This is a genomic window from Pararhizobium sp. LjRoot235, assembly GCF_964254145.1.
Lineage (GTDB): Bacteria > Pseudomonadota > Alphaproteobacteria > Rhizobiales > Rhizobiaceae > Pararhizobium.
On record NZ_CAXUSP020000001.1, the window covers coordinates 923,397 to 941,257 of the forward strand.

The window sequence follows — 17,861 nt, forward strand, 5'->3', positions numbered from 1 at the left end:
GCAATGTCGTGATTCTGGAGATGTCAATGACTGACAAGCGTAAAGTTCGTAAGGCCGTATTCCCCGTGGCCGGTCTTGGAACAAGATTTCTGCCGGCGACCAAGGCCGTTCCCAAGGAAATGCTGACGGTCGTCGACAAGCCCATCATCCAGTATGTCGTCGACGAGGCGCTCGAGGCAGGCATTGAACATTTCGTTTTTGTCACTGGCCGCAACAAGCATGTGATCGAGGACTATTTCGACATTCATTTCGAGCTTGAGCAGACGCTGCGCGAGCGCAGCAAGAAGGCGGAGATGACGCTTCTGGCCCAGCAGCTGCCGAAGGCGGGCTCGGTGAGCTTTACGCGCCAGCAGGAGCCGTTGGGGCTCGGTCACGCCGTCTGGTGTGCCCGTGAGATCGTCGGCAACGAACCCTTCGCGCTGCTTTTGCCCGACATGATCATGCGTGGCGAGCCGGGCTGCATGAAGGGGATGATCGACCTCTATTCTGAGAGCGGCGGCAACATCATCGCGGTGGAGGAGTGCGAACCTGACCAGGCGCATAAATACGGCATCGTCGGCGTTGGCGAGAAGATCGGCGATGGCTTCCGCATCACCGGTATGGTCGAAAAGCCGGCCAAGGGCACGGCGCCGTCAAACTTCTTCATCAATGGCCGCTACATCCTGCAGCCGGAAATCTTCTCCATCCTGGAAAACCAGGAGCGCGGCGCAGGCAATGAAATCCAGCTCACGGACGGCATGCTGAAGCTGCTCAAGTCCCAGGACTTCGCCGGCTATCTGTTCCGCGGCGAGACCTACGACTGTGGCGCCAAGGATGGCTTCATTCTTGCGAACGTTGCATTTGCGCTTGAGCGCGCCGACATACGCCCTACCGTCGAAGCCAAGTTCAAGGCGCTTGTTTCGAAGCTGCAGTAAGTTCGCGTTCGATGAGAGAAGCCCGCCTGCAGCAAAAGCAGGCGGGTTTTACGTGTCTAACGTCGCAGCGTCAGGCCGACACCTACGCGTGCGACATTGGTCGCGGTGCCTATATCCTGCGTTGTGCGCTCGTAGCCGACATCGCCGGTCAGGGCGAGATAGCGGTTCAGGTCCCAGGTGAGGCCAGCGCCGGCGAGCCAGACCCTCTGGTCTTCCGAGACGCTGCCGGACGGATAGTTGCGGAAGGTCAGGCTGTTCGACAGGCGGGCCACCAGGTTCGAGCGCAATTCATGTGTCGCTTTGCTGCTCAGCGTATAGGCGAGCGCACCGCTGTCGCCGGGCGTGGTCGAAGGTTCGATGCCGGTCGAAATGCCGTAGGTTATGTTGGTCCCGCGCTGGGGCGACCAGTTGAGCAGGCCGTCGATGGTGAAGCCGCTCAGATTATCGAGGCGATTGTCGTCGAAGCGGTAGTTCTCGTAGCCGAGCGCGATTTCGCCGTTGAGCTTTTCGCCGAGACCGACCTCGACGCCGGCCCGGCCGCCATAGCTGTCATAGGAGCGCTCGAAACCGGACGTATCTGTTCGCAGATCGTAGATCGATTTTCCGGCCGAGGCTTCGATGAACGGGATGAGCGCCGGTGAAAGCTCATAGCCGACGCGCACGGTGGCTGCGCCCGCATTGCGGTTCCTATCCTGCATCGACAAGGTGGAGCCGTCGCTGAGATCCGCGTCGCCGTAGACGTAGCGGTCGAAATCCACCTTGGCGGAGCCGCGCAGGATGCCGAAGTCATGCGCAATGCCGGCGCCGAGCGTGTATTGATTGATGCCGGATTGACTGCTGGCGCCGCTGAGGGCATTCGGATCCGTCGCATCCTCGCGTTCGAAATGGTAGCCGGCCTTCAGCGTTCCCGTTGTATCGTTGCCGATATCGAGGCGCAGAGCGGCTTCAATGTCGGCGGTCGGCTCCGTCTCGCTGGAGCCGGAGACGTTGCGCTGCCAGGTGCCTTCGCCGGTCACGGACAGCTGGTGACGCGACCAGTCGGAGGTCAGCGTGCCTTTCAAACCGGTTTCGAGATAGCTGCGGCTTTCCTTCGAACTGCCGGTCTTGGTGCTTTCGTAGTTGAAGGTCTGGCCGAGGGTCGGCTTCAGGATGAAGCTGCCGAGCCGGATGCCCGGGGCATCGTTGCGTTCGAGATCGAGCTGCGAGCGCAGGCCATCGACGGTGTTTTCGCGCAGATTGGTGCGGGCCATATCCTCATCGATTATCGGATCGTTGAGCAGCGGTTCGCCTGCATCTGTGCTGATCGAGCCGGTGGTGAGGGCATCCTGGCCGGTCGCGGTTCCAGCGGCTGCGGCAGCGTTGGTATTCGTCGTGCCGGGTGTGGTCGTTTCAGGGTCATCGCTGGAAGCCGTTGTGCCGGTACCGGAGGATGCTGGAACAAGAGCTTGAGCGGAAACGATGCAGGGCGAGAGCATCGCGCAGCCGGCAACGAGCCAGGCGGCGGCAGCCGGGCGCAGGACGCAAGTCCTCTTCGTGCGTGGAAAGATTGGCGTCATATGCCCGGAAATCCGTTTACCAGTATTTAGCAACGGTAAACGGATGTAGTTAACCGTTCCTTTCCGAAACGGCTTTTCGGCTTTAATTTCAGGCGCTTTCCACGGTCAGTTGGCCACCGCTGCTGCCGGTCACTTTGACGCGGGCGCCGGCGGGCAGGTCCGGCCCGCTGACGGTCCATGTCGTGTCGTCGAGCCGGATCCGGCCGCGGCCTTCGGTGATTGGCTTTTCAAGCACGGCTGTGCGGCCGATCAGGCGGGCACCGCGCTGGTTGAGGAGCGGTTCGTCCGACGTATCGGCGGAGCGGGCAAGGAGGCGGCGCCCGGCGAAAACCGCCGCGACGGAGAGAATGGCGAAGAACACCAGTTGTGCCTGCCACATCCAGAAGCTGGTTTCCCAGAGCAGCAGGGAGACGGCACCGGTCAGGATGGCAGCAATGCCGATCCAGACGAGGAACATGCCGGGCGCGACGATTTCGGCTGCCAGCAGCATGAGACCCAGCGCCCACCAGCCCCAGGGGCCGAGTTCAAGGATGATGCGCTCGATCATGGATCAGCTTTCCTGTTGGGGTGTTGCAAAGGGATTGCGGACGGGCGCCGTGCGTGGCGTCGTCTGCCGCACGGGGGCCAGCGAATTGCCGCCATCGCCGAACACGTCCCTGGCAATCGCGCCGATACCGCCGAGCGAGCCGATCAGCGAGGAGGCTTCCATCGGCATCAGGACGATCTTCGAATTCGGGGCGGTGCCGATCGCCGCCATGGCTTCCGTGTATTTCTGCGCGACGAAATAGTTGATCGCCTGCACGTCGCCGGCGGCGATCGCCTCCGACACCATCTTGGTGGCCTTGGCTTCGGCTTCCGCCAGGCGTTCACGCGCTTCGGCATCGCGGAACGCTGCCTCGCGTTGGCCTTCGGCCTGCAGGATCGCCGATTGCTTGGCGCCCTCGGCGCGCAGGATCTGCGCGTTGCGCGAGCCCTCGGCTTCCAGCACCTGGGCGCGTTTCTCGCGCTCCGCCTTCATCTGCCGCGCCATGGCATCGACCAGATCCTTGGGCGGCTGGATATCCTTGATCTCGACGCGGGTGACCTTGATACCCCAGGGGCCGACAGCCTCATCGACGACGCGCAGCAGCTTGTCGTTGATCGTGTCGCGGTTGGACAGGAGCTCGTCGAGGTCCATCGAGCCCATGACGGAGCGGATGTTGGTCATGGTGAGGTTCAAAATGGCCGTCTGCAGGTCGGAGACCTGATAGGCGGCCTCGGCGGCGTTGAGCACCTGGTAGAAGGCAACGGCGTCGGCCGACACGCTCGCATTGTCGCGGGTGATGACCTCCTGCGTCGGCACGGCGAGCACCTGCTCCATCACGTTCATCCTGGCGCCGATGCCGTCGATGAAGGGAATGATGATATTGAGGCCCGGCTCAAGCGTCTTCGTATATCGGCCGAACCGCTCGACCGTGTAGCGGTAGCCTTGCGGGACTGTTTTGACCCCTTTGAAAATGAGAAGAACGGCGAGCACCACAAGTACAACGACAGCAATATCCAGTCCGGCCAGTGGCATTAGGTGTTCTCCTGTTGGGTGCATCCTGTTGTTGAGCGCACTTTAGGATAAGACGTGGCCGTTGGCTGCCTTATTTGCAAGGATTGCGAGAATTTCTTGCAGCGCTGTTCTGGTCTCTCTCCACCTCCCCCTCAAGAGGAGGGTGGTCAGGCCCAGCCCATCAATTCCCGGCGCACGACACCCTCCAGCACCCTCATGCCGCCCGGGCTGTCGTTGAGGCAGGGGATATGGGTGAACTTCTCGCCGCCGTTGTGATGGAAGCTCTCGGCGGCTTGTTCGGCGATTTCCTCCAGCGTCTCCAGGCAATCCGAAACGAAGCCGGGATTGATGACGGCGATCCGCTTGATGCCTTCCTGAGCCAGTTTCTCGACCGTCTTGTCGGTATAGGGCTGCAGCCATTCCTCGGGCCCGAAGCGGGACTGGAAGGTGAGCTGCAGTTTTTCCTTCGGCCAGCCGAGCCTTTCGCGCAGCAGCTGTGCAGTTGTCTGGCACTGGTCGTAGTAGGGGTCGCCCTTGTCCGAATAGGATTGCGGGATGCCGTGGAAGGAGGCAAGCACCACCTCCGGCTCCCAGTCGAGCGTCGCAAGGTGGCTCGTGATCGAGTTGGCCAAAGCGTCGATATAGACGGGATCGTCGTGATAGGGCGGAACGGTGCGCAAAGCCGGCTGCCAGCGCATTTTCAGAAGCGCCTTGAAGGCCTCGTCATTGACGGTTGCCGTGGTCGCTGCCGCATATTGCGGATAGAGCGGGAAGACGAGGATTTTTTCGCAGCCGTCCTTCTGCAGTTCCTCCATCTTCGACCGGATCGACGGCTGGCCGTAGCGCATCGCCCAGTCGACCCGCACGTTCGGAAGATTGGCGAAGGATTTCGCCATCCGTTCCGCCTGGTTGCGTGTATACGTGCGCAGGTAGCTCTCGTTGAGGTCTTTGTTCCAGATCGTCTCGTATGCTTTGCCGACCTTGGCGGGACGCGTGTTGAGGACGATGCCGAAGAGGATCGGGTACCAGAAGAACGGCGACCATTCGATGACGCGCCGGTCCATCAGGAATTCCTTGAGGTAGCGCCGCATCGAGGTCTTGTCGGTGCCGTCCGGCGTGCCGAGATTGACCAGCAAAACGCCCACTTTTCCAAATTTGACGGGCGGATGGTTCGGAGCGGTGATGTCGGTCGCGGTCATTCGGGTATCCTGCGGGGTAAGACGAGCGTGCCTCTTATACGGCAAGGCGGCCCTGCGGTGCATGCCGTTCTTAAAAAGAAAAACCGGCCCGGGAAAGCCCGGACCGGTTGTTCGACAAGAGACATATTGTCTTACTTGGCGGGAATCTGCAGTTCCTTGCCGATTTCCAGCTTTTCCGGAACGGGATTGCCGTTGGCCGCGGCGATCGTTTTCCAGAGTTCGCCATTGCCGTAGAGGGCCTTGGCCAGATCCCAGAGCGTATCGCCCTTGACGACGACGTGCTTGGTCTCGGCCGCTGCCGCGGTTTCTGCCGCAGGTTTGGCTTCCGGCGTCGTGGTTTCCGTTTTGGTCTGCTCGGCCGGCTTGGCGTCGGGGGTCACTGTCTTTGCGGCCGTGTCGGTGCTTGCCTGCGCCGAGGGCTGGGTCTCGGTGGCAGCGGCGATTTCGGTGATGCGGCCGTCGGTCATCGGTTTGTAGGGATTGTGCGCCGCGAGGTAGTCGGCGAGAACCGTCTCGAGGCCCGGGCCGTAGTCATAGGCGTTTTCGGCCTTGGTCTTGAAGACGCTATAGCCGTCGCCGCCATTGCGCATGTAGTTGTTGGAGACGACATTGTAGGTCTTGACCGGATCAAGCGGCGCGTAGGCTTCGCTTTCCTTGACCTCGACCTTCGAAACGCGGCTGCCGACCGGCTTGGACTTGTCGAAGGAAAACGTCATACCCGCCACCTGCGGGAAGCGGCCGCCGCCTTCCTCGATCTGGCTCAGGCCGTTCTCGAGTGCCGCCGTGATGTCGGCGCCCTTCAACTGGAACGTCGCAACCGTGTTCTGGAACGGCAGGACGGTGATCACTTCGCCCATCGAGACGTCGCCGGCGTCGATCGAGGCTCTGAGGCCGCCACCGTTGGTGATGGCGATGGTGACGCCCTGACCCTTGACGCGGTCAAGCATGGCGTCGGTCACGAGGTCGCCCATCTCGCATTCGCGGGCGCGGCAGGTTTCGCGGCTTCCATCGATCGGCGCGTCGGTCTTGCCGATGATCTTGGTCTTTAGTCCCTCGATCGGCTTTGCCAGTTCCTTGATGCGGGCAAGGATCGTCTCGTCCGGCTTGATCTTGGAATCGATCAGGATCGGATCGCCCTTGGCCGACTTGACGACGCCACTGTCATCGAAGGTGACGACGAGATCGCCGAGATACTTGCTGTAGGACCCGGCCTGCACGACAGGTACCTTGTAGCCGCCGGGGTTGTCGACCAACGTCGGATATGGACCTTCGGCCTTCTCGTCCGTGTTGGACAACAGGCTGTGCGAGTGGCCGCCGACGACCACGTCGACATCGGGGATTTTTGCGATCACGGCAAGGTCGCGCGGATAGCCGACATGGGTGAGCGCGATGATCTTGTCGACGCCCTGCTTCTTCAATTCCTGTACAGCTGTGGTAATCGTATCGACGTCGAGCCCGATCAGCACATTGTCGCCGGGCGAGGAGATTTCGGCCGTGTCGTTGGCAACCGCGCCGACGATGCCGACCTTCTGCCCGCCGACATCAAGCACCAGCGACGGCTTGATACGATCGATCAGCTTCGACTTGGTGCCGGCCAGCACGTTGGACGAGAGAACCGGGAAAGTGACCTTATCGAGGAAGGTCGCCAGCCCGTCTTCGCCGTCGTCGAATTCATGGTTGCCGACGGTCATGGCATCGAACTTCATCAGGTTGAGGAATTCGGCTTCGGCGGCACCCTTGTAGGTCGTGTAGAACAACGATCCCTGGAAGTTGTCGCCGGCATTCAGGAGCAGCACGTTCTTGCCGGTCAATTCCCCACGCTTCTGGTCGATGGCCACCTTCAGCCGGGCGGCGCCGCCGAAGCATTCGTTCTTGCCTTCTTCCTCGGCCGTGCAGGTGGAATCGAACTTGTTTATCGATTCGATGCGGGAGTGGAAATCGTTGATGTGCAGGATGTTCAATTCATAATCGGCGAAGGCGGCACTGGTTGAAAGCGCAAGGACCGAGGCCGTCATCAGCCCGGTTCGCAAATGTCTTATCATATATGTCTCCTGTTTGGCGGGTGAGGCAGGCAGCGCCGCGGATTAGACCACAGCTGCGTTGTTCCGTGGCAGCCGTATCGGCCGCGATGGTTTCACCAGACGCCGCGGACATCAAGCGGCAAAATCAACTCTTTGCAACCATTTCCCGGCAAGGTTAAAAACCAGGGGTTTAAACAAAAGACTCCGCAGAGGAGGCTTCAGTTGGTCTCGAGCCGGTCAGCTCTTACGGACAAGCGAGAACTGGGCGCCGGAATCGGTGGTGCAGTTGAGCTGCGTCTGGCTGACCATGGCGCAGTTGACCTTGGACTGGGTGTTGCGGACCATCGAGGTCATGTTGATTTCGACCAACGTGGGCGAGAGATTGACATAGTTGCCGGAGGCCAGGACCTGATTGGTGTCGGTGGTCCGTGTCGTGAAGGTGCCGCCCGCGAAGGTTGAAACGATGCCGTTCGGATCGGCCCACGCTCCTTCAACACCAGCCGGTGCCATCTGAGCGGGCGGCATTTGGCGCACTTCGCGCGAGCCCATGCAGGAGGCAAGCGCCGCCGCTGCGGACAGGAGGGTCAGGATGGTGATCGGCTTCATATATGTCTCCCGGATGCTGCGCGGAAAGCTATCTTTCAGTTGAAAAAACCATGCCGTGATCAGGAGTTGAAAGCAAGAGTGGGGCACGAGCGCGGCGGATTATTCGCAGGTCGACGAAAAAAACGCCCGGGGATCGTTCCCCGGGCGTCGAATTTTAAAGCCTAATCAGACAGTTCAGCGAAACAGGATGTTCTTGAACTGCCATGGATCCTTGGTGTCGAGTTCTTCCGGGAACAGGCCCGGACGGCCGTCGAGCGGGGTCCAGTCGGTGTAGTGGCCTTCAACCGGTCCGAGATAGGGCATCTGCACTTCGAGGCAGCGCTTGTAATCGATCTCGTCGGCTTCGACGATGCCGGCTTGCGGGTTTTCCAGTGCCCAGACCATGCCGGCGAGGACGGCGGAGGTCACCTGCAGGCCGGTCGCGTTCTGGTAGGGGGCGATGCGGCGGGTTTCCTCCAGCGACAGGCGCGAGCCGTACCAGTAGGCGTTCTTGTCGTGGCCGTAGAGCAGCACGCCAAGTTCGTCGATGCCGTCCTCAAGCTCGTTTTCGTCGAGGACGTGATGGATCGGCTGCGCATTGCCGCCATTGCCGAACATTTCGTGCAGGGAGAGCACAGCGTCGTTGGCCGGATGGTAGGCATAGTGGCAGGTCGGACGGTAGGTCACGTCGCCATCCTTGTCGCGCACGGTGAAGAAGTCGGCGATCGAGATGGATTCGTTATGGGTGACGAGGAAGCCGTATTGCGGACCAGGCGTCGGGCACCAGGTGCGAACGCGGGTGTTGGCGCCCGGCTGCTCGAGATAGATGGCCGCCTGGCAGCCCTTCTTGTGCTTTTTGGCGTTCTTCGGCATCCAGTTTTCGTGTGTGCCCCAGCCGAGTTCAGCCGGCTGCAGACCTTCGGAGATGAAGCCCTCGACCGACCAGGTGTTCCAGAAGACGTTGAGCGGCTTCGGCTTCTTGGTGAGCTGCGTGTCGCGCTCGGCGATGTGGATACCCTTGACGCCGACCTTTTTCATCAGCTTGGCCCAGCCTTCGCGATCATGCTGGTCCGGCTCGTCGAACTTCACGCCGAGATCGCTGGCGAGGTTGAGCAGAGCCTGCTTGACGAACCAGGAGACCATGCCCGGATTGGCGCCGCAGGTGGAAACGGCGGTCGCGCCGCCCGAGTTCTTCGCCTTTTCCTTACGCATGGTTTCGCGCAGCGCATAGTTGGTGCGTTCGGCATTGCTCATGGTTTTGTCGAAATAGAAGCCGAGCCAGGGCTCGACGACCGTGTCGATGTAGAGGACGTCAAGCTTGCGGCAGAGCTTCATCAGGTCGACCGACCCCGTATCGACGGAAAGATTGACGCAGAAACCCTGGCCGCCGCCTTCAGTCAGAAGCGGCTTCAGGAGCTCTTTGTAGTTGTCCTTGGTGACATGCGACTTGATATGCCTGACGCCGTGCTTTGCCATAATTTCGGTGTGGTCTGCGTCGTCGCGCGGGTCGATGACAACCATCCGGCTCTTGTCGAATTTGAAGTGGCGCTCGATCAGGGGCAGGGTGCCGCGGCCGATGGAGCCGAAGCCGATCATCACGATCGGCCCGGTGATTTCGCCGTACACCGGGTAGGTTGTTTCTGTCATTTTGCTTTCTCTCCTGGAGACGGGTTCTTTTGACTGTTTAACGGGCGGATTTCGCCCTGTCATGACTCGAATGGCCCTAGAGCATAGATTTCTGTCACAATAAAGAGGCCGGAAAGCGCGCGCGGGCGAGATCGCGAAGCGGCCAGCAAGAGTTGCTGGGGGACGCGCGACGCCGTTCGCACCTGTTGCGCCGTTTCACGGACCTCGTGTGATTGAAGGAGAATAAAGAGGCGTCGATTCAACGCGCTACGCGTTCGGCGCCTTCTGGTAGCGCAGAATGCTGCAAGCGCTGCTGCACATCATGTCTTCGCGTCCGGTTCAACCGGGACGGTTTCCCAGTTCTGGCCGGCAAAGACCACGCAGCTGCGACCGCTGACGTTGGTCACCAGCATCGTCCAGCTGCCACTCGCGGCGACATAGACCTCAAGGATGGCGCCCTCATTGATCAGACCGACGGCCACGAGTGTCTCGGAATAATGCGAGCGGAGGAATTCGACGACCTTGGAATGTTCGGCGCAATTAAACATCTGCTGCGCCGCTGCTGGATGCGCCATCGCCGCAACTGCCATAAGTGCGGCCCCGGTGAGTATGTGGATCAGTTTGCGTGCCATGCCGCACCTCCTTTCGCCGGTAGTCTGGCGGAAAAGGAGATTGGTTCGACCTATCCTGCCGGGCCGGCATTCCTATGGTCGGAACCTAACGCGACACGCGTAAATGGTGCCGCCACACGCGCATTATGGCAGAAATTTCATTATTTTTCAAAAGATTATTGGAGACCGGCAGGGTCGCGGTCGACATTGAAGCTTTCCACGTGCGGGGCAAGCGCAGGTGATGATGGCCGCTAACGCAGTTTCGCATTCAAGATCGCGACTTGATCCGGATGCGCCCGCGCAAATACCGGAAGTTGCTCGCAATTCCCGGCGATCACCGTGGCACGCGGACAGGCGGAAAGGTCGATGCCCCATCGGCGGGCATTGTAGATCTGCGGCACAAGGCACAGATCGGCCATGCTCGGCTGGTCGCCGTGGCAGAATTCGCCGGTTTCGGGGCTGTCCAGCATCCGTTCGAAGGCACCCAGACCCTCGCCGATGAACTTCCGCATCCATGCAGATCGCGCCGAGTCCGGGTCTTTTGATTGCTGCATGACATGGAAGACGACGCCGAGATTGCAGATCGGATGGATATCCATGGCAATCGCGTAGGACAGCGCCCTGACGCGCTGGCGGGCCACTGGATCGGCGGGCAGCAGCGAACCCGGCCGTGTCTCCGAGAGATATTCGATGATCGCCAGCGACTGTGTGAGTATTCGCCCATCGATCTCAAGCGCGGGAACCAGGCCTTGGGGATTGCGGACGAGATGCTCCTGCTGTCTGTGTTCTCCAGCCAGGAGATCGACGGGTACGGACCGGTAGGGAATCGCCAGCATGTTGAGCGCGATCCGCACGCGGTAGCTGGCCGATGAGCGCCAGTAGTCGAACAGAACCGTTTCGCCCATGAGTCACCTCAATCTCTTTGATACTTCGTCACAGTCTGTTCGATCGCCCCGAAGATCGAGTGTCCTGCCTCGTCCCTCATCTCGATACGAACGGTGTCGCCGAACCGCATGAACGGCGTGATCGGAGCGCCTGTTTCGATGGTCTCGATCATGCGGATTTCGGCGATGCAGGAATAGCCGGCGCCGCCCTGCGCGACCGGCTTTCCCGGTCCGTCGTCGAGCTTGTTGGAAACCGTGCCCGAGCCGATGATGGTGCCGGCGCAGAGCGGCCGGGTCTTGGCGGCGTGCGCAATGAGTTCGCCGAAATCGAAGGTCATGTCGACGCCGGCATTGGCGCGGCCGAAAGGCTTGCCGTTGAGATCGACATGGAGCGGCAGGTGCAGCTTGCCGCTATCCCAGGCACTGCCAAGTTCATCCGGCGTCACCGCAACGGGCGAGAAGGCAGAGGAGGGTTTGGACTGGAAGAAGCCGAAACCCTTGGCGAGTTCGGCTGGGATCAGCCAGCGCAGGGAGACGTCGTTGACGAGCATCACCAGCCGGATCGCCGCGCGGGCCTCGTCGATCGTCGCTCCCATCGGCACATCGTCAACGATGACGGCGATCTCTGCCTCCATGTCGATGCCGAAGGATTCGTCGGCCATGACAATCGGATCGCGGGGGCCGATAAAGCTGTCCGAGCCGCCCTGGTACATCAGCGGGTCGGTCCAGAACGTCACCGGCATTTCGGCGTTGCGGGCCTTGCGCACCAGTTCAACGTGATTGACATAGGCCGAGCCGTCCGCCCACTGATAGGCACGCGGCAGCGGCGAGGCGGTGTCGTGTTCATGAAACCGCATGGACGGCTGGGCGCCGGCCTCCAGCCCTTCAGCCACCGCGGCGAGACGCGGCGCCACGTGCTCCCAGTCATCCAGCGCAGCCTGCAAGGTGCGAGCGATGTGGCCGACCTCGGAGCAGCGGGTCAGATCCCGGGAGACGACGACGAGCCGGCCGTCCCGGGTGCTATCCTTGAGGGTTGCAAGTTTCATGGTTCTCTATTCCACTTTTCGAGTAATCGATTGGCTCTCAGTTGTCGCGCCCAACGTTACTTGATGCCGGGCGTGCCGTCGAACCTGCGCTCCAGCCCGTCCCAGCATTCGAGATAGTCGTCCTGCAGCGTCTCAAGTTCAGCGGCGTAGCGTGTCAGTTGCTGCGGGTAGCGGGTCTCGAACATGAAGGCCATGGTGTGTTCGAGTTTCATCGGTTTCAGCTCGACATTGGAGGCCTTTTCGAAACCCATCGCATCCGGGCCGTGCGGCAACATCATGTTGTGCAGGCTGATGCCACCCGGCACGAAGCCCTCTTCCTTGGCATCGTATTGACCATGGATCAGCCCCATGAACTCGCTCATGATGTTGCGGTGGTACCACGGCGGGCGGAAGGTGTGTTCGGCGACCAGCCAGCGCGGCGGGAAGATGACGAAATCGACATTGGCGGTGCCCGATTCCTCCGTCGGCGCCGTCAGCACGGTGAAGATCGACGGATCGGGATGGTCGAACAGGATGGCGCCGACCGGAGAGAAGGTCCTGAGGTCGTATTTGAACGGGGCGTAATTGCCGTGCCAGGCGACGACGTCGAGCGGCGAATGGCCGATCTCGGTGACGTAGAACTTGCCGCACCATTTCACGTGCACGCGGCACGGCGTTTCCTTGTCTTCATAGGCGGCAACCGGCGTCTTGAAATCGCGCGGGTTGGCGAGGCAATTGGCACCGATCGGGCCGCGATCCGGCAGCGTGAACTTGGCGCCGTAGTTCTCGCAGATATAGCCACGCCACTCAGGCCCTTCGCCGAGGCGCGAGACCTTGAACATCATGCCGCGCGGGATGAGGCAGATCTCGGATGGTTCGACATCGATGATGCCCATTTCGGTAAAGACGCGCATGGCGCCAAGCTGCGGCACGACCAGCAGTTCGCCATCGGCATTGAAGAAATAGTCGTCGATCATATCGTCGTTGAAGACATAGGCATGCGCCGCCATGCCGATCTGGGTCATCACGTCGCCCGCGGCCGTCATCGTGCGGATGCCGGCGAGGAAGTTGAGCTTTTCTTTTGGCGCCTGGATCGGGCTCCAGCGCAGCTGGCCGAGCGGCAGGGAGTGATCGTCGAGGCACGGCGCCGATCTCCAGAAGGGATAGCCCGCATTGGAAAACCGGCGGGTGTGCCGCACGCTCGGGCGGATGCGGTAGAGCCACGAGCGCTCGTTGGTGCCGCGCGGTGCCGTGAAGGGGGAGCCGGACAGTTGCTCGGCATAGAGCCCGTAATTGCATTTCTGTGGACTGTTCTGGCCCTGCGGGAGGGCTCCGGGCAGGGATTCGGTCTCGAAGTCGTTGCCGAAGCCCGGCATGTATTGCGGGCTGTTCGCCACGGCATCGACCGCGGTGGTTCGGGTTTTCTCCAGCATGGCTTGCGCCTCCTCAACAGATATGGTTACAAATGTAACTGTCGATTTTGTAACTATCAAGGAAGTCATGGACCCCAAGCATGGACCCCAAGAATGTCATAAGCGACTTCGATCTCGAACGGTTCCTGCCGTTTCGCCTCAATCGCGCCGCGGAGTTCATCGCCTTGCGCTTCGCCGCCGCCTACAAGGCCGAATATGGCCTGACGCGGCCAGAGTGGCGGACACTGGCGGCACTTGGGAGCTCGGGGCGCATGACGGCGACCGAGGTCGGCGTTCATTCGACCATGCACAAGACGAAGGTCAGCCGCGCCGTCTTCGCACTGGAGGAGCGCCGGTGGCTAAAGCGGACGCAGCATGAGGAAGACCGTCGCGTCGAACACCTGGAACTGACGGCTGCGGGGACTAAAGCCTATCGGGAGCTGACACGGCTTGCGCGCGACTATTCGGCGGAACTGGAAAAGCTCCTGGGGAGGGATGGCCTGAAGGCCCTGTCGTCCGGGCTGACAGCTGTTGAAAACGCCATGGCGAAACGGCGCCGCTGAGGCACGCTCAGTGCTTGCCGCGCTGGCGAACCGGCAACCCCTGAAAGTCCTTCAACGTCGCCAGTACGATCGAGGTCTTTACATGTTGCACGCTGTCATGCGGCAGGAGCACGTCGTTGACGAAGTGCGATAGGCCGGCCAGGTCGTAGGTCACGACCTTGAGGTGATAGTCCATCTCGCCGGTCAGGGCGTAGCATTCCAGCACCTCCGGCAGATCGGCGATCAGGGCTGCGAAACGCTTGGCATTGTCGCGGTTATGGGTGGCAAGGGTGACGGCGATCACGACCATCAGATCGAGCCCAAGCCGGCCGCGATCGAGCACGGCGCGGTAGCCGTGAATGAAGCCTTCCGCCTCCAGCCGGGCGCGGCGGCGGGAGCACTGCGACGGCGACAGGGCGATAAGATCCGACAGTTCATTGTTGGTCAGGTGGCCGTCGCGCTGCAATTCGGCAAGGATCTTCAGGTCGTAACCATCCATCTGTTCCATTTGTGCATACCTTCGTCAAATTTCGCACAGATCATGCATTGATCTGGTTATATCACGCAAGAATGCAAGCACAATGCATGGGATTTGCGCCATGATCGCCTCAACATTCGAGGAGTTCAAAGGAGAGAACCATGGGACCCTTCCCGCATGATGCACCCCCGTCCGGCATAACCGCCGAAAACCCGGCAGGGACGGACGGTTTCGAGTTTGTCGAGTTCTCTCATCCCGAGCCGGAAAAGCTGAGAGAACTTTTCACCCGCATGGGCTACACCTGCGTTGCCAAGCACCGCACGAAGGACATCACCGTCTGGCGCCAGGGCGATATCAACTATCTGCTCAATGCCGAACCGGGCAGCCATGCCATGCGCTTCGTCGCCGCTCACGGCCCCTGCGCGCCGTCCATGGCCTGGCGCGTCGTCGATGCCAAGCACGCTTTCGAGCACGCTGTGTCGAAGGGTGCGACGCCCTATGAAGGCCAGGACAAGGCGCTTGACGTTCCGGCCATCGTCGGCATCGGCGGGTCGTTGCTCTATTTCATCGAGACCTACGGCAAGAAGGGCTCGCCCTATGAGGCCGAATTCGAATGGCTGGGCGAGCGCGATCCGAAGCCGGAGGGCGTCGGCTTCTATTATCTCGATCACCTGACGCACAATGTCTACCGCGGCAACATGGACAAGTGGTGGGCGTTTTATCGCGAGCTCTTCGGTTTCAAGCAGATCCACTTCTTCAACATCGATGGCCGCATCACGGGTCTGACGAGCCGGGCGATCACCTCGCCCTGCGGCAAGATCCGCATTCCGCTCAACGAATCGAAGGACGATACCAGCCAGATCGAGGAATATCTGCGCAAGTACAAGGGCGAAGGCATCCAGCACATCGCGGTCGGAACGGAAGGTATCTACGACGCCACCGACAAGCTCGCTGCCAACGGGCTGAAATTCATGCCGGGCCCGCCGGATACCTATTACGAGCTCTCTCATGAACGCGTGCATGGGCACGACGAGCCGATCGAGAGGATGAAACAGCATGGTATCCTGATCGACGGCGAAGGCGTGGTGGATGGCGGCACAACCCGCATTCTCCTGCAGATATTCTCGAAGACCGTGATCGGTCCGATCTTCTTCGAATTCATCCAGCGCAAGGGCGATGAAGGGTTCGGGGAAGGCAACTTCCGTGCCCTCTTCGAATCGATCGAAGCAGACCAGATCCGCCGCGGCGTGCTGCACCCGACAGCTGCGGAATAACGGGAAATCTTCGCAGTTTGCCAAGCGCCGCCGGCTTCGCGCCGGCGGGGCCATTTTTTGCTCCTACAGCGCCGCGCGTCAAACATGACGCGCAAAGGACGCTGTAGCACTTTGAAACTGCTGCATAATTCCTTAAATCGATTCCGATTTAAGGAATTATGCAGTAGACCAGCTCCGCCCTGATCAACCCACGGAGTGAATTGCCCACATAAAGCGTGCCGTTTTGTAGATCTTCGAGCGTCAGGCGCTTTACGCGGGCGCGGCGGGCGCAAATCAGTTCGGTCCTGAGCACGCCTGCGAGCAGACCGCAGGATATCGGCGGCGTCTTCAACATGCCCGTTCCGTCGTCGAGAAAGATCGACGTGATCGTGCCCTCGCAGGGTTCGCCTCTCTCATTGAGCAGCAGGACTTCGTCGGCAGCGGCAGCTGGATATTCGCCCCGCGCCGCCTCGTAGATCTCGCGCCGGGTGGTCTTGTGGCGCAGGAGCTTGTTGGCCGAATCGAGGCGGACGGCGGCGACCGCGACGCGCCAGATGGTGTTTTCGGGAAGCGGTGTGAAGGGCGCGGTGGTGATGGCGATCTCGCCGGAGGGGCTCAGCGTCAGGCGGACGCGGAGGGGCGATGGCAATTGATCCAGGACTTCGGCGTTTGCTGTTTTCAAGTCGCCCTGTGCTTGCTCCTTCTTCTCCCCTGCGGGGAGAAGGTGGCGCGCAGCGCCGGATGAGGGGGGAATGCCGCTACCGAGTTCGCCGACAGACCCCCTCATCGCCTCGCTGCGCTCGGCACTTCTCCCCGCTGGGGAGAAGAGGGAGGGCGCGGCGATGGCCTCGTTCGTACACTTATCTTCCGAAGACCTGTTTGGCGAAGGGGAAAGGGGCGCTCCAAGCGCTTCCTCCAACGCGTTTTCAACCTGGTCTGCCCCGGCAAATCCCAGCCGCCCGGCCGAGCGCTTCAGGCGGGCGAGGTGCAGCCGCAGGCGGACGATGCCGGTGCCCGGTTCCCATCGCATCGTTTCGATCAGCGAAAACTCCGTCATCGCTCGATCCAGGCGTCGCCGACGGCGAAGCGTGCTTTCAGCAGGCATTCCTCATATTCCGCTTCGGCGGTCGAATCGAAAACGATGCCGCCGCCGACGTTGAAGACGGCTTCGCCATCCGGAAAGAGCGACAGCGTGCGGATGGCGACGTTGAAACGCATGATACCATCAGGCGCGATGAAGCCGATCGAGCCGCAATAGGCGTCGCGCGGGCCGGCTTCCAGATCATGCAGGATTTCCATTGCCCGCATTTTTGGCGCGCCGGTGACCGAACCGCACGGGAACAGCGCTTCGAAAATCCGGCTGATTCCGACGTCCGGCAGCAGTTTTGCCCGAACGTGGCTCACCATCTGGTGCACCGTCGGATAGGTCTCGATGTCGAAAAGGCGCGGGACCTCGAGCGTGCCGATCTCGGTGATGCGGGAGATATCGTTGCGCAAGAGATCGACGATCATCCTGTTTTCGGCCTGCGATTTCGGATCGGCACGCATCTCACGGATGATTTCCTCATCCTCCGCCGGGCTTGCTCCGCGCCGGGCGGTGCCCTTCATCGGGTGTGTCTCGATCCAGCCCTCCTTGTCGACCTTGAAGAAAAGTTCCGGCGAGCGCGACAACAAGGTCGGGCCGTCGAGCGAGACGAGCGCGCCGTATTTCACCGGCTGCCGCTCGATCAGCGACCAGAAGGCGGCGAGCGGATCGCCGTTCCAGCGGGCAGCGACCCGCATGGTGAGGTTCGCCTGGTAACAATCGCCCTGTCGCAGATGCTGGTGCAGGCGATCGAAGCGCTGCCTGTAGGCATCAAAGTTCCAGCTTGCGCGGGGCTCGGTGATGAACGGCTCATTTTCAATGCGGCGCCGGGGCTCGCAAAGCGGATGTGCCTCGGCCGGTCCGTCGAAGACACCGAAGGACATGAGCGGCGTGCGGCGGTTTTCCTCGGCAAAGGGAGCAAGCTTCTTCTCGAAGAGATGGCCCGCCTCATAGCTCATGAAGCCCGCAAGCCATTTTCCGGCGCTGTATGCGGCTTCCATGTCCTCGAGCCCGCGCCAGAACTCGGCCTTCGTCCGCGCCGTGATGACATGCGAAGGCTCGGTGAAGACGGTCGTCCTGTCTTCGCTGTCGTCGCGGAAAAGGACAAAGGGGCCGGTATCGGTCATGCTGCTC

Annotated in this window: 17 protein-coding genes; 3 read left to right on the top strand and 14 right to left on the bottom strand. The window is 61.1% G+C overall.

Annotated features, from left to right (window positions below):
- Positions 1–26 precede the first annotated feature (26 nt).
- A complete protein-coding gene (galU, locus tag ACSQ2Z_RS04320; protein ID WP_436080072.1) occupies positions 27–914 on the top strand; it encodes a UTP--glucose-1-phosphate uridylyltransferase GalU in 888 nt (295 codons plus the stop codon).
- A 56-nt stretch (positions 915–970) separates the two neighbouring features.
- Here galU and ACSQ2Z_RS04325 read toward each other — a convergent pair whose 3' ends face one another.
- The 11 genes from ACSQ2Z_RS04325 to hmgA form a co-directional block, all read right to left on the bottom strand.
- Positions 971–2,470 (bottom strand): outer membrane beta-barrel protein, encoded by a 1,500-nt coding sequence (locus ACSQ2Z_RS04325; RefSeq protein ID WP_436080073.1) that lies wholly within the window; start codon positions 2,468–2,470, stop codon positions 971–973.
- Between the two features lie 88 nt (positions 2,471–2,558).
- Positions 2,559–3,017, bottom strand: a complete 459-nt coding sequence (locus ACSQ2Z_RS04330) for an NfeD family protein (RefSeq protein WP_436080074.1) — start codon at positions 3,015–3,017, stop codon at positions 2,559–2,561.
- Between the two features lie 3 nt (positions 3,018–3,020).
- Complete coding sequence (locus ACSQ2Z_RS04335) at positions 3,021–4,028, bottom strand: SPFH domain-containing protein (protein ID WP_436080075.1); 1,008 nt, start codon at positions 4,026–4,028, stop codon at positions 3,021–3,023.
- Positions 4,029–4,174: 146 nt separating this feature from the next.
- Positions 4,175–5,206 (bottom strand): ferrochelatase, encoded by a 1,032-nt coding sequence (gene hemH, locus ACSQ2Z_RS04340; RefSeq protein ID WP_436080076.1) that lies wholly within the window; start codon positions 5,204–5,206, stop codon positions 4,175–4,177.
- Positions 5,207–5,337: 131 nt separating this feature from the next.
- On the bottom strand, positions 5,338–7,248 hold the full coding sequence (locus ACSQ2Z_RS04345; RefSeq protein ID WP_436080077.1) for a 5'-nucleotidase C-terminal domain-containing protein: 1,911 nt from the start codon (positions 7,246–7,248) through the stop codon (positions 5,338–5,340).
- A 216-nt stretch (positions 7,249–7,464) separates the two neighbouring features.
- Positions 7,465–7,833, bottom strand: a complete 369-nt coding sequence (gene omp10 / locus ACSQ2Z_RS04350; protein ID WP_436080078.1) for an outer membrane lipoprotein Omp10 — start codon at positions 7,831–7,833, stop codon at positions 7,465–7,467.
- A 174-nt stretch (positions 7,834–8,007) separates the two neighbouring features.
- The gene (locus ACSQ2Z_RS04355; protein WP_436080079.1) at positions 8,008–9,459 is read right to left on the bottom strand and encodes a homospermidine synthase; all 1,452 of its coding nucleotides are present in this window, start codon (positions 9,457–9,459) and stop codon (positions 8,008–8,010) included.
- Between the two features lie 299 nt (positions 9,460–9,758).
- Entirely contained in the window at positions 9,759–10,070 is a 312-nt protein-coding gene (locus ACSQ2Z_RS04360) for a hypothetical protein (protein WP_436080080.1), read from the bottom strand.
- 230 nt (positions 10,071–10,300) lie between these two features.
- A complete protein-coding gene (maiA, locus tag ACSQ2Z_RS04365) occupies positions 10,301–10,954 on the bottom strand; it encodes a maleylacetoacetate isomerase (protein WP_436080081.1) in 654 nt (217 codons plus the stop codon).
- An 8-nt stretch (positions 10,955–10,962) separates the two neighbouring features.
- Entirely contained in the window at positions 10,963–11,979 is a 1,017-nt protein-coding gene (locus tag ACSQ2Z_RS04370) for a fumarylacetoacetate hydrolase family protein (RefSeq protein WP_436080082.1), read from the bottom strand.
- A 56-nt stretch (positions 11,980–12,035) separates the two neighbouring features.
- Complete coding sequence (hmgA, locus tag ACSQ2Z_RS04375) at positions 12,036–13,391, bottom strand: homogentisate 1,2-dioxygenase (protein ID WP_436080083.1); 1,356 nt, start codon at positions 13,389–13,391, stop codon at positions 12,036–12,038.
- 80 nt (positions 13,392–13,471) lie between these two features.
- On the opposite strand from hmgA, the gene ACSQ2Z_RS04380 reads away from it, so the two are divergent.
- Complete coding sequence (locus tag ACSQ2Z_RS04380) at positions 13,472–13,933, top strand: MarR family winged helix-turn-helix transcriptional regulator (protein ID WP_436080084.1); 462 nt, start codon at positions 13,472–13,474, stop codon at positions 13,931–13,933.
- Positions 13,934–13,940: 7 nt separating this feature from the next.
- Here ACSQ2Z_RS04380 and ACSQ2Z_RS04385 read toward each other — a convergent pair whose 3' ends face one another.
- Positions 13,941–14,420, bottom strand: a complete 480-nt coding sequence (locus tag ACSQ2Z_RS04385; protein WP_436080085.1) for an Lrp/AsnC family transcriptional regulator — start codon at positions 14,418–14,420, stop codon at positions 13,941–13,943.
- Positions 14,421–14,551: 131 nt separating this feature from the next.
- On the opposite strand from ACSQ2Z_RS04385, the gene hppD reads away from it, so the two are divergent.
- The gene (hppD, locus tag ACSQ2Z_RS04390) at positions 14,552–15,664 is read left to right on the top strand and encodes a 4-hydroxyphenylpyruvate dioxygenase (protein ID WP_436080086.1); all 1,113 of its coding nucleotides are present in this window, start codon (positions 14,552–14,554) and stop codon (positions 15,662–15,664) included.
- A gap of 148 nt (positions 15,665–15,812) precedes the next feature.
- Here hppD and ACSQ2Z_RS04395 read toward each other — a convergent pair whose 3' ends face one another.
- The gene (locus tag ACSQ2Z_RS04395) at positions 15,813–16,430 is read right to left on the bottom strand and encodes an aminotransferase class IV family protein (protein ID WP_436082975.1); all 618 of its coding nucleotides are present in this window, start codon (positions 16,428–16,430) and stop codon (positions 15,813–15,815) included.
- A 266-nt stretch (positions 16,431–16,696) separates the two neighbouring features.
- Positions 16,697–17,854 carry an aminodeoxychorismate synthase component I gene (locus ACSQ2Z_RS04400; RefSeq protein WP_436082976.1) on the bottom strand — a complete coding sequence of 386 codons (1,158 nt, stop codon included), beginning with the start codon at positions 17,852–17,854 and terminating at the stop codon, positions 16,697–16,699.
- Between the last annotated feature and the right edge of the window lie 7 nt (positions 17,855–17,861).

Coding starts and splice junctions, on each gene's coding strand:
- galU (WP_436080072.1), top strand. CDS start 27: ATGACTGACAAGCGTAAAGTTCGTAAGGCCGTATTCCCCGTGGCCGGT.
- ACSQ2Z_RS04325 (WP_436080073.1), bottom strand. CDS start 2,470: ATGACGCCAATCTTTCCACGCACGAAGAGGACTTGCGTCCTGCGCCCG.
- ACSQ2Z_RS04330 (WP_436080074.1), bottom strand. CDS start 3,017: ATGATCGAGCGCATCATCCTTGAACTCGGCCCCTGGGGCTGGTGGGCG.
- ACSQ2Z_RS04335 (WP_436080075.1), bottom strand. CDS start 4,028: ATGCCACTGGCCGGACTGGATATTGCTGTCGTTGTACTTGTGGTGCTC.
- hemH (WP_436080076.1), bottom strand. CDS start 5,206: ATGACCGCGACCGACATCACCGCTCCGAACCATCCGCCCGTCAAATTT.
- ACSQ2Z_RS04345 (WP_436080077.1), bottom strand. CDS start 7,248: ATGATAAGACATTTGCGAACCGGGCTGATGACGGCCTCGGTCCTTGCG.
- omp10 (WP_436080078.1), bottom strand. CDS start 7,833: ATGAAGCCGATCACCATCCTGACCCTCCTGTCCGCAGCGGCGGCGCTT.
- ACSQ2Z_RS04355 (WP_436080079.1), bottom strand. CDS start 9,459: ATGACAGAAACAACCTACCCGGTGTACGGCGAAATCACCGGGCCGATC.
- ACSQ2Z_RS04360 (WP_436080080.1), bottom strand. CDS start 10,070: ATGGCACGCAAACTGATCCACATACTCACCGGGGCCGCACTTATGGCA.
- maiA (WP_436080081.1), bottom strand. CDS start 10,954: ATGGGCGAAACGGTTCTGTTCGACTACTGGCGCTCATCGGCCAGCTAC.
- ACSQ2Z_RS04370 (WP_436080082.1), bottom strand. CDS start 11,979: ATGAAACTTGCAACCCTCAAGGATAGCACCCGGGACGGCCGGCTCGTC.
- hmgA (WP_436080083.1), bottom strand. CDS start 13,391: ATGCTGGAGAAAACCCGAACCACCGCGGTCGATGCCGTGGCGAACAGC.
- ACSQ2Z_RS04380 (WP_436080084.1), top strand. CDS start 13,472: ATGGACCCCAAGAATGTCATAAGCGACTTCGATCTCGAACGGTTCCTG.
- ACSQ2Z_RS04385 (WP_436080085.1), bottom strand. CDS start 14,420: ATGGAACAGATGGATGGTTACGACCTGAAGATCCTTGCCGAATTGCAG.
- hppD (WP_436080086.1), top strand. CDS start 14,552: ATGGGACCCTTCCCGCATGATGCACCCCCGTCCGGCATAACCGCCGAA.
- ACSQ2Z_RS04395 (WP_436082975.1), bottom strand. CDS start 16,430: ATGAGGGGGTCTGTCGGCGAACTCGGTAGCGGCATTCCCCCCTCATCC.
- ACSQ2Z_RS04400 (WP_436082976.1), bottom strand. CDS start 17,854: ATGACCGATACCGGCCCCTTTGTCCTTTTCCGCGACGACAGCGAAGAC.